This window comes from Pseudomonas oryzihabitans (genome assembly GCF_024652905.1).
Classification (GTDB): Bacteria; Pseudomonadota; Gammaproteobacteria; order Pseudomonadales; family Pseudomonadaceae; genus Chryseomonas; species Chryseomonas benzopyrenica.
In genome coordinates this window covers 3,497,241-3,510,640 of the sequence record NZ_CP102428.1, presented here as the reverse complement: position 1 = coordinate 3,510,640, position 13,400 = coordinate 3,497,241, and the positions used below count along the sequence as shown (strand labels likewise).

The 13,400-nt window shown below is 67.3% G+C and carries 10 protein-coding genes; all 10 read right to left on the bottom strand.

The genetic code is table 11. The features are described 5' to 3' along the window. Positions 1-26: 26 nt before the first annotated feature. Entirely contained in the window at positions 27-356 is a 330-nt protein-coding gene (locus tag NRG74_RS16295; RefSeq protein WP_093255117.1) for a Na+/H+ antiporter subunit G, read from the bottom strand. A 14-nt stretch (positions 357-370) separates the two neighbouring features. Next, on the bottom strand, positions 371-640 hold the full coding sequence (locus tag NRG74_RS16290; RefSeq protein WP_257704802.1) for a K+/H+ antiporter subunit F: 270 nt from the start codon (positions 638-640) through the stop codon (positions 371-373). Continuing rightward, the gene (locus NRG74_RS16285; protein WP_026083993.1) at positions 625-1,122 is read right to left on the bottom strand and encodes a Na+/H+ antiporter subunit E; all 498 of its coding nucleotides are present in this window, start codon (positions 1,120-1,122) and stop codon (positions 625-627) included. The genes NRG74_RS16290 and NRG74_RS16285 overlap by 16 nt, the downstream gene beginning before the upstream one ends. Then, complete coding sequence (locus tag NRG74_RS16280; RefSeq protein WP_160924256.1) at positions 1,119-2,618, bottom strand: monovalent cation/H+ antiporter subunit D; 1,500 nt, start codon at positions 2,616-2,618, stop codon at positions 1,119-1,121. The genes NRG74_RS16285 and NRG74_RS16280 overlap by 4 nt, the downstream gene beginning before the upstream one ends. After that, positions 2,615-2,944, bottom strand: a complete 330-nt coding sequence (locus tag NRG74_RS16275; protein ID WP_257704801.1) for a Na+/H+ antiporter subunit C — start codon at positions 2,942-2,944, stop codon at positions 2,615-2,617. The genes NRG74_RS16280 and NRG74_RS16275 overlap by 4 nt, the downstream gene beginning before the upstream one ends. Position 2,945: 1 nt before the next feature. Continuing rightward, positions 2,946-5,753: a monovalent cation/H+ antiporter subunit A gene (locus tag NRG74_RS16270; protein WP_257704800.1), complete on the bottom strand. Its 2,808-nt coding sequence runs from the start codon at positions 5,751-5,753 to the stop codon at positions 2,946-2,948. A gap of 431 nt (positions 5,754-6,184) precedes the next feature. Next, positions 6,185-7,618 carry an efflux transporter outer membrane subunit gene (locus NRG74_RS16265; protein WP_257704799.1) on the bottom strand — a complete coding sequence of 478 codons (1,434 nt, stop codon included), beginning with the start codon at positions 7,616-7,618 and terminating at the stop codon, positions 6,185-6,187. Beyond that, on the bottom strand, positions 7,615-10,791 hold the full coding sequence (locus NRG74_RS16260) for an efflux RND transporter permease subunit (RefSeq protein ID WP_257704798.1): 3,177 nt from the start codon (positions 10,789-10,791) through the stop codon (positions 7,615-7,617). Before NRG74_RS16260 ends, NRG74_RS16265 begins: the two co-directional genes overlap by 4 nt. 170 nt (positions 10,792-10,961) lie before the next feature. Beyond that, the gene (locus NRG74_RS16255) at positions 10,962-12,179 is read right to left on the bottom strand and encodes an efflux RND transporter periplasmic adaptor subunit (RefSeq protein WP_257704797.1); all 1,218 of its coding nucleotides are present in this window, start codon (positions 12,177-12,179) and stop codon (positions 10,962-10,964) included. A 197-nt stretch (positions 12,180-12,376) separates the two neighbouring features. Next, on the bottom strand, positions 12,377-13,297 hold the full coding sequence (locus tag NRG74_RS16250) for a LysR family transcriptional regulator (RefSeq protein ID WP_017642332.1): 921 nt from the start codon (positions 13,295-13,297) through the stop codon (positions 12,377-12,379). Between the last annotated feature and the right edge of the window lie 103 nt (positions 13,298-13,400).

The window sequence follows — 13,400 nt, the reverse complement described above, 5'->3', positions numbered from 1 at the left end:
TCTGCGACGAGCGGTGCGCGGTCAGCCTAGCGCCAGGGCTGGCCGTCGGTGCGTTCCACCTGCTTGACCTTCTGCTGGATGGCGGCGCGCGCCAGCATATGGGCGCTGACCGGCGCGGTGATGAAGATGAACAGGGCGATCAGCAACTCGTGCAGGCTGAGACCTTCGCCCTGGCTGCTGAAGAACAGCATCGAGGCGATGATGGTGCTGCCCACGCCCAGGGTGGTGGCCTTGGTCGGACCGTGCAGGCGCATGAAGAAGTCCGGCAGCCGGTACAGGCCGATGGCGCCGATGAGAGCGAAGCTGCTGCCGATGAGCAGCAGGGCGCAGATCAGGAGTTCGAGCCAGAAGGGCATGGGGTAGCTCCCTGTTAATCGATGATTTCGCCATGCAGCATATGCTTGCCCAGCGCCACGGTGCCGACGAAACCGGTTACGGCGATGAGCAGCGAGGCTTCGAAGAAGACGTCGGTGGCCAGCCAGATACCGAGCAGGATGATGATCGCCAGGACGTTGATGTAGAGGGTATCCAGGGCCAGCACCCGATCCGGAATGTCCGGTCCCTTCACCAGGCGATAGACGTTGAGCACGGCGGCCACGCCCATCATCCCCATGCACAGCAGGGTCACGTAGGTGAGCATTCGAAGATCTCCTTGAGCGGGGCTTCATAGCGCGTCTTGACCTGATGGATCACCGCGTCCTTGTCCGCGACATCGAGACCGTGCAGCAGCAGGGTCTTGCGATCGCCGCTGAGGCCGGAGGAAACGGTGCCGGGGGTGAGGGATACCACGCAGGCCAGCAGGGTGAGCAGGAATTCGTCCTCGATGTCGATGGGCACCTCGATGAACGCCGGCTTGAGCGCCTCGGTCCGGCCCAGCACCAGGCGGGCGACGTGCAGGTTGGCGACGATGATGTCGTATACCACCATCAGCATGTAGCGCAGCAGGAGGACCGGGCGGCGCAGCCGGGGCGCGTGCAGCAGGAAGTCCTGGCACAGCAGCGGGATGCCCCAGCCAAGCAGCAGACCCAGCAGCAGCTGGCCCAGACTCAGGCTGTTGTTGAGCAGCAGCCAGGTCAGGGTCAGCAACCCGGTGAGCAGTGGGTGCGGTAGCCAGCGTTTCATGGGCCAACCCCCCGGACGATGTCGAAGTAGGGTGTGACGTCCAGCAATTGCCGGGCGGTTTCCAAGGCGTAGCCGTGCAGCGGCGCGGCCAGCGCCATCAGCAGCGGGCTGCCCAGCAGCAGGCCGAGGGTGGCGGCGAGCTGGACCGGATCGAGGCGGACGTCCAGGGCGGCGCTGTTGCCGCGCCAGAACAGCGTGGTGCCGGCGCGGGACAGGGCGATGATCATGCCCAGGCCGCCCAGCAGCACCACCGGCCAGATGATCAATGCCGGCCAGGTGGTGCCGGTAGCCTGCAAGAGCATCACCTTGCCGAGAAAGCCGGGGAAGGGCGGCAGGCCGGCGACGGATACCGCACCGAGAAAGAACAGGCCACCGAGCAGTCGTGGGTGAGCCAGTTGCGGACCGCTGTTGAGGGTATCGCCCTGCGCCCCGCGCTGCTGGGCGATGAGATCCGCCAGCAGGAACAGGGCACCGGCGATCCAGGTGCTGTGCACCAGGTAGAAGAAGCTGGCGGCCAGGCCCGCGACGCTGCCCAGGGCCACGCCGGTCAGCAGCATCCCTACCGAGATGACCACCAGGTAGCCAAGCAGGGCCTTGAGGTGATGGGCCGCCAGGGCGCCGAACACCCCGGCGGCCAGGGTGACCGCCGCCAGCGGCCAGAGCCAGGGCAGGACATAGTGGGCCAGGGGGCCGGCGGCCGTGCCGAATACCAGCAGGAAGACGCGGACGATGGCGTAGAGCCCGACCTTGGTCATGATGGCGAACAGGGCGGCGACCGGGGCGCTGGCGGCGGAATAAGCACTGGGCAGCCAGAAGTACAGCGGCAGGATGGCGCCCTTGAGACCAAAGACCACCAGCAGCAGAAAGCCCGCGGCGGCCAGCAGCGGTGCCTGTTCGGGATCGGCGTTGGCGACCCGGAGGCCGAGGTCGGCCATGTTCAGGGTGCCGAGCAGGCCATAGAGCAGGCCGATGCCGATCAGGAACAGCGCCGAGCCCACCAGGTTGAGCACCACGTAGTGCAGGCCGGCGCGGACCCGGGCGGGGCCGGCGCCATGCACCAGCAGGGCATAGGAGGCGATCAGCAGGATCTCGAAGAAGACGAAGAGGTTGAACAGGTCGCCGGTGAGAAAGGCGCCATTGATGCCCAGCAGCTGGAACTGGAACAGCGCATGGAAATCCGGGCCACGCTTGTCGTCGCCGCGGCAGGCATAGAGCGCCGCCCCGGCGGCCAGCACCGCCACGCTGACCAGCATCAGCGCGGCCAGGCGATCCAGCAGCAGGACGATACCGAAGGGCGCCGGCCAGTCGCCCAGGGCATAGACCTCCAGCTGACCGCTGTTGGCTCGCTGCAGGAGCAGCAGTGCCAGCGGCAGCAGGGTCCAGGTGGCCAGCAGCGACAGCCCGCGCGCGGTGCTGGCGGACAGCCGCGGACGCATGAGCAGGAAGGCACCCATGAACAGCGGTACGAGAATCGGCAGGATGATCAGGTGCTTCATCGGCGCGGCTCCTCGCCATCCACGTGGTCGGTACGCAACTCGCCGAGGGCGCGCAGCGACAGGGCCACCACGAAGGCGGTCATGGCGAAGCCGATGACGATGGCGGTGAGCACCAGCGCCTGGGGCACCGGATCGGCCTGCTCGGCGGCCTTGCCGATCACCGCCGGCACGCCGGTGCGCAGGCGGCCCATGGCAAACAGGAAGAGATTGACCGCGTAGGAGAGCAGGGTGAGGCCGAGCACCACCGGATAGAGGCGCGCCCGGAGCAGCAGGTAGACGCCGCTGGCGACGAGGACCCCAAGGGCCGTGCAGAACAGGATTTCCATGTTAGAGCACCTCCTGGCTGGAGCCGTCCTTGTCCGTCTCGTCCCGGCTGACATGGCCGAGGTTGGAGAGGATCAGGAGGGTGGCGCCGACGACGGCGAGGTAGACGCCGAGATCGAAGATCAGGGCGGTGGCCAGTTCGGTCTTGCCGATCAGGGGGATGGCGAAGTAGTCGAAGGCGGTGGTGAGGAAGGGGTGACCGAAGGCCAGCGAACCCAGTCCGGTCAAGGCAGCGATCAGCACGCCGAGGCCGCAGATGGCGTGGTAGCTGATCGGCAGGCGCCGCTGGGTCCAGGTCACGCCATGGGCCACGTACTGCAGGATCAGGGCGATGGCGGTGATCAGGCCGGCGATGAAGCCGCCGCCGGGCAGGTTGTGGCCACGCACGAAGATGAAGGCCGATACCAGCAACGCCAGCGGCAGCAGCACCCGCGCCACGTTGTTGAGGATCATCGGGTGGCTGTCGCGGGACCAGGGCGTGCCCTTGGGGTCGACCAGCGGATGCGGCAGATGCAGGTGCTTGAGCAGACCGTAGACGCCGGCGGCGGCGATGGCCAGCACGGTGATCTCGCCAAGGGTGTCGAAACCACGGAAGTCCACCAGGATGACGTTGACCACGTTGTAGCCACCACCCCCGGACACCGAGTTGGCCAGGAAGAAGTCGCCGATGCCCTCGTAGGGGCGGGTCAGCACGGCATAGGCCAGCAGCGCCACCAGCAGGCCCAGGCCGCCGGCCAGCAGGACGTCGCGCAGGCCGCGCAGGCTGCTGGATTCGATGGGCGTGCGATCCGGCATGAAGAACAGCGCCAGCACCAGCAGGATGATCGTCACCACCTCCACCGACAGCTGGGTCAGGGCCAGGTCCGGCGCCGAGTAGCGGGCGAACAGCAGCGAGACGATCAGGCCCACGGTGCTCAGGGTCATCAAGGCCTTGAGCCGGTTGCGGTGGAAGAACACCGTCAGTACCGCGGTCAGCATCAGGATGCCCAGGCCCAGGGCGGTGAGCGGATCGAAGGGCGACAGCGCGACCGGACCGTGAAGGCTGTCCAGCCCCGACAGTGCCGCCACCAGCAGCACCAGGGTGGCCGCCAGCATCAGCGCGATGTAGCCCTGCAGCGAGCCGCTCTCCAGGCGCCCGGTGAGCCGCTGGGCGAAGCCGATCAGCCGGTTCAGGCTCTGCTCGAAGACCAGGCGGGCGTCGACGTCGGGCAGTCCCTCCTGCCAGCGGAACAGGGGCTGGCGGAAGGCATAGACCAGTACGCCGCCGACCATGGCCAGGATGCTCATCACCAGGGCGGTGTTGAAGCCGTGCCAGATGGCCAGGCTGTAGTCGGGCAGGCTACCGCCAAGGGCGGCGCTGGCACCCGCGGCCAGCAGCGGCGCCACGGTGTAGCCCGGCACCACGCCCACCAGCAGGCAGAGCAGCACCAGGATCTCCACCGGGATCTTCATGTAGCGCGGCGGTTCATGAGGCGGGTAGTGGGGCAGGTCGCGCGGCTCGCCGTTGAAGAAGACGTCGTGGATGAAGCGCAGCGAATAGGCCACCGAGAAGACCCCGTAGAGCACCGCCACCGCCGGCACGACCCAGCTGAAGCTGCCGAACAGGCCGTGATTGAGGGTCTCGTTGAAGAACATCTCCTTGCTCAGGAAGCCGTTGAGCAGGGGCACCCCGCCCATGGCCGCGGCGGCGACCATGGCCAGCACCGCGGTATGCGGCATGTAGCGCCAGAGCCCGGCCAGACGCCGCATGTCGCGGCTGCCGGTCTCGTGGTCGATGATGCCGGCGGCCATGAACAGCGAGGCCTTGAAGGTGGCGTGGTTGAGGATGTGGAACACCGCCGCCACGGTGGACAGCTGGGTGTCGAGGCCGAACAGCAGGGTGATCAGGCCGAGATGGCTGATGGTGGAGTAGGCCAGCAGGCCTTTGAGGTCGTGCTGGAACAGCGCCAGGATGGCGCCCACCACCAGGGTGGTGAGGCCGGTGAGGGTGACGATGTAGAACCACCACTCCGAATCGGCCAGCGCCGGATAGAGCCGCGCCAGCAGGAAGACCCCGGCCTTGACCATGGTCGCCGAGTGCAGATAGGCCGATACGGGCGTCGGCGCGGCCATGGCCTGGGGCAGCCAGAAGTGGAAGGGAAATTGCGCGGACTTGGTGAAGACGCCCAGCAACACCAGGATCAGCGCCAGTGGATAGAGGGCATGGCCGGTGATCAGCGGGCCGGCGGCGAGCACGTCGGTCAACTCGAAGCTGCCGACGATATGGCCGATCAAGAGGATGCCGGCGAGCAGGGCCAGGCCGCCGCCGCCGGTGACGGTCAGGGCCATGCGCGCGCCCTGGCGGGCTTCCTTGCTATGGCTCCAGAAGCCGATCAGCAGGAAGGACGACAGGCTGGTCAACTCCCAGAACACCATCAGCAGCAGCAGGTTTTCCGCCAGCACCACGCCCAGCATGGCGCCCATGAACAAGAGCAGGTAAGCGAAGAAGCGCCCGACCGGCTCGTCCTTGCTCAGGTAATAGGTGGCATAGAGGATCACCAGCAGGCCGATGACCAGGATCATCAGGGCGAACATCAGCCCCAGACCGTCCAGGCGCAGGCTGAGATTCAGCCCCAGGGCCGGCAGCCAGTCCACCCGCTGCAGCAGCACGGTGCCGTCCAGCACCGCTGGGAGTTGCGTGGCCAGCAGGGCCAGGGCCAGGGCGGGCGCCACGGCGGTGCCCAGGGCGCAGGCGCGCCGACCGAAGCGATCGGTCGCCAGCGACAACAGTGTTCCCAGGAAGGGCAACGCGATGATCAGCGCCAATACCATGCCTGCATCCTTTAGCTGAGCGCCTCACGGCGGTGGATAGATGGTGCTCCCTCGAGACCTCGAGCGGCATTCGATGCGTCCACGCAGAGATCGCCAAGACGGCGAGAGGTGTCGGAATCGATCTTCGAGTTTCGTACAAGAACCGAAGGTTTAATAACCTAAGGTGATAATAAAAGAGAGACCACAAAATCCTAGCCCTGTCTCCCTTACAAAATATTAGGAAACAGGCACGCCGTGTCCAGCACGGGTCTCAAACACCTGGCAGGCGCTGTGCGGGTATCACTAAGACCTCTAATACGGGCTTTTGCTCAGATCTGTGCGGAGGAGGGCACCCGGTGCGGCACCCTGGACGCCGCACCGGGTAGTGCGAAGAAAAAACCCGACACGCCAAAGGAGCAAGAGAACACGCGTGTCGGGGGTAAGCGCCAGCGTCAGAGCGCCGGCGCGGGGGAAGCGTTACCCTGGGCGAGACGGGCGGGCTGCACGTCCCAGCCGCCACCCAGGGCCTTGTAGAGGGCGACGATGCCGCGATAGAGCTCGATCTCGCCCTGGGCCTGCTGGTCCTCGGCGGCCAGGCGTTCGCGCTGGGCATCGAGCAGCACCAGGAAGTCGGTACCGCCTTCGCGATAGCGGATCTCGGCCTGGTCGGCAGCGGCGCGACTGGCCACCGACTGACGGATCAGCGCCTGCAGGCGCTCCTGGCGACGGCCGTAGTCGCTGAAGGCATTGGCGCTTTCTTCCAGGGCGGTCAGCACCTGCTGCTCGTAGTTGGCCAGGGCTTCTTCGGAGCCGGCACGGGCGCCGCGCAAGCGGGCGCGGACGCTGCCCAGGTCGAAGGCCGGCCAGGTGATGCTCGGGCCGAGTCCCCAGGCCCGGGCGGCACTGCTGCCGATCTGCGAGCCGCGCCCGGCGGTGAAGCCGAGAAAGCCCGAGAGGCTGACCCGCGGGAAGAGATCGGCGGTGGCCACGCCCACGTCGGCGGTGGCGGCGGCCAGCCGGCGTTCGGCAGCGGCCACGTCCGGACGGCGGCGCAGCAATTCGCCAGGATCGCCGATGGGCAGGCGCTTGGCGATGGCCGGCAGGGCCTTGGGTGAGAGATCCACGCTCAAGGCGTCCGGGCGCTGGCCGAGCAGGGTGGCGATGCGGTTGCGCGCACGGGTGGCCTGGGCCTGGAATTCCGGCAGGCTGGCTTCGGTGGCCGCCAGCCGCGCTTCGCTGCGCTGCACGTCCAGGTCGCTGCCCATGCCTTCGTCCCTCAGGGTCACGGTCAAGCGGCGCGCCTCGCGCTGGTTGCCGAGGTTGTCGCGGGCGATGCGTTCGCGCAGCTGGGCGCCGCGCAGGTCGCCATAGGCGTCCACCAGTTCGGCGATCAGGCTGACCTGCAGCGCGGCGAGATCCGACGCCGCGGCTTCGGCGCGGGCATCGCTGGCTTCCAGGGTATGGCGGACGCGCCCGAACAGGTCCAGCTCCCAGGCCATGTCCAGGCCCAGGTCATAGCGCTCGCTGTTGACGCGCTCCTCGGTCAGGCCGGGCTGCTGGGCCTTGCCTAGCTGGCTGCTGGCGCGGCTGGTGACCGTGGGGTAGAGATCGTTGGCGTCGTCATCGCGCAGGGCGCGGGCGGCACGCAGCCGGGCGAAGGCGGCGCGCAATTCACGGTTGCCGTCCAGGCTGCTGGCGACCAGGGCGTTGAGGGTCGGGTCCTCGAACTGGCGCCACCAGAGTGCCTCGAAGCGACTCTGGTCATAGGCCGCGGATTGCTGACTGGCCTTGAGTTGGGCCGGCGCCGGGGTAGGCGCCTGGTAGTGCGGGCCGACGGCGCAGGCGGAAACCGCCAGCGCCAGCAGCAGGGGAGCGAAAGCCTTCATGCCTGGGCCTCCTGAGCAACGGCGGAACGGGCCTGGCGACGCTCGACGAAGGCGCGCACCAGCACATAGAACAGCGGCGTGAGCAGCAGCCCGAAGAAGGTCACCCCGAGCATCCCGGAGAACACCGCGACGCCCATGGCATGACGCATCTCGGCGCCGGCACCAGTGGAGGTCACCAGGGGCACCACACCCATGATGAAGGCGAAGCTGGTCATCAGGATGGGTCTCAGGCGCAGGCGGCAGGCCTCCAGCACCGCGGCGACGCGGTCCTTGCCGGTGGCCTGCTGGTCCTTGGCGAACTCGACGATGAGGATGGCGTTCTTGCACGCCAGGCCCACCAGCACGATCAGCCCGATCTGGGTGAAGATGTTGTTGTCGCTGCCGGCCAGGATCACCCCGGTGATGGCCGAGAGCAGGGTCATGGGCACGATCAGGATCACCGCCAGCGGCAGACTCCAGCTCTCGTACTGGGCGGCCAGTACCAGGAAGGCCAGCAGCACGCAGAGCGGGAAGACCAGCAGGGCGGTATTGCCGGAGAGGATCTGCTGGTAGGTCAGCTCGGTCCATTCGAAGGTCATGCCGTTGGGCAACTCCTGCTTGAGCAGCGCCTCGATGGCCGCCTGGGCCTGGCCGGAACTGTAGCCCGGGGCCGGCGCACCGTTGATCTCGGCGGTGAGGAAGCCGTTGTAGTGCATCACCCGGTCAGGCCCCGCGGTATCGCTGATCTTGACGAAGGTGGACAAGGGCACCATCTCGCCGCGGTCGTTGCGCACCTTGAGCTGGCCGATCTGCTCGGGCTCCAGGCGAAAGCGCTGGTCGGCCTGGACGTTGACCTGGAAGGTACGGCCGAAGCGGTTGAAGTCGTTGGCGTAGACCGAGCCCAGGTAGGCCTGCAGGGTGTCGAAGATGGCGTCGATGGGCACCCCGTGGGTCTTGGCCTTCTCGCGATCGATATGGGCATCGATCTGCGGCACGTTGACCTGGTAGCTGGTGAACAGCGACTCCGGCGCCAGCTCCGGCAGCTGCCGGGCCTTGGCCAGCACGCTCTGGGTCTGGGTGTAGAGCTCCTCGTAACCCAGGTTGCCACGGTCTTCCACCTGCAGGCGGAAGCCGCCGATGCTGCCCAGCCCCTGCACCGGTGGCGGCGGGAAGATGGCGATGATGGATTCCTGGATGGCGGCGAATTCACCGTTCAGCTGCGCGGCGATGGCGCCGGCCGACAACTGGGGATCACGGCGCTCCTCGAAGGGCTTGAGGGTCACGAAGACGATGCCGCTGTTGGGGCTGTTGGTGAAGCCGTTGATGGACAGGCCGGGGAAGGCCACGGTGCTTTCCACACCGGGGTGCTTGAGGGCGATGGCCGACATGCGGCGGATGACCTCCTCGCTGCGATCCAGAGTGGCGGCGTCGGGCAATTGGGCGAAGGCCACCAGGTACTGCTTGTCCTGGGGCGGTACGAATCCGGTCGGCGTCTTCACCAGGCCCAGGCCGGTCAGGCCGAGTAGCACCACATAGAGCACCAGCACGATGGAGCCACCGCGCAATACCCGGCGCACGGCGCCGACATAGCCGTGGCTGGCCTTGTCGAAGAAGCGGTTGAAGGGCGCGAACAGCCAGCCGCCGAACAGCCGGTCGAGCAGCCGCGAGAAACGGTCCTTGGGCGCGTCGTGGCCCTTGAGCAGTACCGCGGCCAGGGCCGGCGACAGGGTCAGGGAGTTGAAGGCCGAGATCACCGTGGAGATGGCGATGGTCAGGGCGAATTGCCGATAGAACTGCCCGGTGAGACCGGAGATGAAGGCGGTCGGCACGAACACCGCGCAGAGCACCAGGGCGGTGGCGATGATGGGCCCGGTCACCTCGCCCATGGCGCGCCGGGTGGCGGCCACCGGATCGAGGCCGAGGCCGATGTTCCGTTCGACGTTTTCCACCACCACGATGGCGTCGTCCACCACGATGCCGATGGCCAGCACCAGGCCGAACAGGGACAACGCATTGAGCGAGAAGCCGAAGGCGTGCATCACCGCGAAGGTGCCGATCAGCGACACCGGCACTGCCGCCAACGGAATGATCGAGGCGCGCCAGGTCTGCAGGAACAGGATCACCACCAGCACCACCAGGATGATGGCCTCGAACAGGGTGTGCACCACGGCCTCGATGGAGCCGCGCACGAAGATGGTCGGGTCGTAGACGATCTCGTAGTCCATGCCCTGGGGGAAGCCCTGCTTGAGCTCGGCCATCTTGGCGCGTACCTGGTTGGACAGGTCGATGGCGTTGCTGCCGGGGCGCTGGAAGATCGGGATGGCCACCGCCGGCTGATTGTTCAGCAGCGATCTCAGGGCGTACTGGTTGGAGCCCAGTTCGATGCGGGCGATGTCGCGCAGCCGGGTGATCTGGCCGTCGCTGCCGGCGCGCACGATGATGTTGGCGAATTCTTCCTCATCCACCAGGCGGCCCTGGGTGTTGATGGCCAGCTGGAAGCTGGTGCTGCCCGGCGCTGGCGGCGCGCCCAGGGCACCGGCGGCGACCTGGCGATTCTGCTCACGGATGGCGGTGACCACGTCGCTGGCGGTCAGGCCGCGCGAGGCGACCTTGTCCGGATCGAGCCAGACGCGCAGGGAATAGTCGCCCATGCCGAACAGCTGGACATCGCCCACGCCGTCCAGTCGCGCCAGTTCGTCCTTGACGTTGATCAGGGCGTAGTTGGACAGATAGAGCATGTCGTAGCGCTGATCCGGCGAGGTCAGGTGCACCACCATCGCCAGGTCCGGCGAGGCCTTGTCGGCGGTCACGCCGAGGCGCTGCACCTCTTCCGGCAGCTTGGGCAGGGTGCGGGTGACGCGGTTCTGCACCTGCACCTGGGCGGTGTCCAGGTTGGTCCCCAGGGCGAAGGTGATGGTCAGGGTCAGCTTGCCGTCGGCGGTCGACTGGGACGACAGGTAGAGCATGTGCTCCACGCCGTTCATGGCCTGCTCCAGGGGTGCGGCCACGGTCTCGCCGATCACCTTGGGGTTGGCGCCGGGGAAGGTGGCGCGCACCACCACGGTGGGCGGGACGACCTCGGGGTATTCGCTGATCGGCAGCTGGAACAGCGAGATGGCCCCGCCGATCAGGATGATCAGCGAGAGCACGGCGGCGAAGATCGGCCGGCGGATGAAGAACTGGGAGAAGTTCATCGGGCTTTCCTTGGGCAGCAGGCGGCCGTCGCGCCTATCGCGGTCATGGACCGCTCCTACAAAAGCGTCATTCTCTGTAGGAGCGGTCGCAGTGGCGAACCACCATGACCGCGATACCGCGATGCCTGGACGGGTGAAAGTCTGAAACGGGACGGGGTGGAGCCTGGGGTCTAGCGACTACCTACCTTGAGCGGCTGGGTGGGCGCCGGCAGGCTGGCCAGGACCGCGTCACGCTGGCGCTTGAGGGCGGCCAGGGTGGTGGCATCGGCCATGGGCACCGACTGGGCGTCGACGGTCATGCCCGGGCGCACCCGCTGCAGGCCGTTGACCACGATGCGATCGCCGGCTTCCAGCCCCTTGCGCACGATACGCAGGCCTTCCAGGCGTGGGCCCAGGTCGACGGTGCGATAGGCCGTCTTGCTCTGGCCATCCACCACCAGCACGAATTTCTTGCCCAGGTCGGTGCCTACGGCGGCGTCCTGGATCAGGGTGCCTTCGTAGGTGCCGCTGCCCACCAGCCGCAGCCGGGCATAGAGCCCCGGGGTGAAGCGACCGTCGGCGTTGTCGAACACGGCGCGGCCATGGATGGTGCCGGTGCGCGGATCGAGCTGGTTGTCCATGAAGTCCATGTGGCCTTCGTGGGAGAAGTCGTCCTCGTTGGACAGCGCCATGTAGACCGGGCTGGCCATGCCGCGCTGACCCTGGCGGGCGAGGGCTTGCTGCTTGAGGAAGACGCGCTCGTCGGCGTCGAAATAGGCATAGACCTTGTCGGTGGAGACCAGGGTGGTGAGGCGGGTGTCGCCAGCGTTGACCAGGTTGCCGGCGGTGACCTCGGCACGGCCGACGCGCCCGTCGATGGCGGCGCGGACCTCGGTGAAGCCCAAATTCAGGCGCGCGGCGTCCAGTTGCGCCTGGGCGGCGGCGACGCTGGCCTTGGCTTCCTGGGCGGCGCTGCGGCGGGCCTCGACGATTTCCGCGGAGATGGCGTTGCTGCTGCGCAGGCGTTCGCCCCGGGCAGCTTCGTCGGCGGTGCGGCTGGCGTTGGCGCGGGCCTGTTGCAGCTCGGCTTCGAGGCGCTTGACCTCGGCCTGGAGGGGCCGCGGATCGATCTGCAGGAGGAGGTCGCCGCGCTTGACCCGGGCACCCTCGTGGAACAGGACGCGGTCGACGTAGCCGGAGACGCGCGGACGCACCACCACGGATTCCGGCGCTTCCAGCCGGCCGGTCACCTCGTCCCATTCCACCACCGGCTGGCGCAGCACCTCGGCGGCGCTCACCTTGGGCGCGGGCGGTGCGGCACTGGCCTGGGGATGGGAATCGCCGCAGGCGGCAAGCAACAGCGTTGAAGTCAGGGCCAGGGGGCCGAGGGTTTTCGCGAAGAGATCCATGTTCGAGTCCGCCCGAGGTGGAAAGAGGTCAGGGAGGCGAGTCTGCCGCCGGGTAAGGTCGGCGACGAATCGAAGGGCTCGAACTTATTTATCGATGGCGATGATGGTTTTGCTGTAGGTATCGCTGGCGGTGATGGCCCTTGCTGGAAAGGGCCGCGGTTGAGCCCTTCTGCCGAATCAAGAGCAGAATCCGTTTCTCAAAGGCTGTCCGGATCGCCAATGAACATCTGGATGCGCGACCTCAGCCAGCGCTCGCCGGGGTCGTGATCCTGGGCACCGCTCCAGGCCATGGGCAATTCATGGCCGCCGTCGTTCAGCTCGGCGGGCGGGTCTTCGTAGCGAAGGCCGCCGGTGCTGGCCAGCAGGCGTGCGGTGTAGTCCGGCACCATCACCAGCAGATCGGTTTCCGCCAGCAGCGAGCCCAGGCCGTTGAACTGGGGCACCGCCAGCACCACCCGGCGCTGGCGGCCGAGCTTGTCGAGCAATTCGTCGATATAGCCGGTGAGGTCGCCAGCATAGGACACCAGGGCATGGGGGCGGGCGCAGTATTCGTCCAGGGTCAGGCGCCCGGGCTTGCTGTCGGCGCGCAGTACCTTGAAGCCGAAGCGGCGCACCGGGCGGCGCTTGGCATTGGCTGGCAATTCCTCGGTATAGCCCACCGCCACGGTGATCTCGCCGGAGGCCAGCATGCCGGCGGCGGTCAGGTAGTTCATTCGCCGCACCACCAGGGTGGTGCCCGGCGCCTCGATGCGGATGCGCCTGAGCAGCGGCGGCAGCAGGGCGAATTCGACGTCGTCGGATAGGCCGACGCGAAACACCCGGTCGGCGCTGGCCGGCTCGAAACTCTGGGTCCGGCTCACCGCGCTGGAGATTTGGTCCAGGGCCGGCGACAGCAGGGCGGCGATCTCCTGGGCCCGGGGGGTCGGCTCCATGCTGCGCCCGGTACGCACGAACAGCGGATCGTCGAACAGGGTGCGCAGTCGCGCCAGGGCGGCGCTGATCGCCGGCTGGCCGAGAAACAGCTTTTCCGCGGCACGGGTGACGCTGCGCTCGAGCATCAGGGTCTCGAACACGATGAGCAGGTTGAGGTCGACGCGGCGCAGATCGGTACGGTTCATTCAGGCCCCGATAGGGAGTGGATCGATACCCCCGATGTCCATTATCGATGGGGATGCATAGAATCCTAAGGCAAGGCTGGTTAGAGTCCTAGCCATAAGCAGT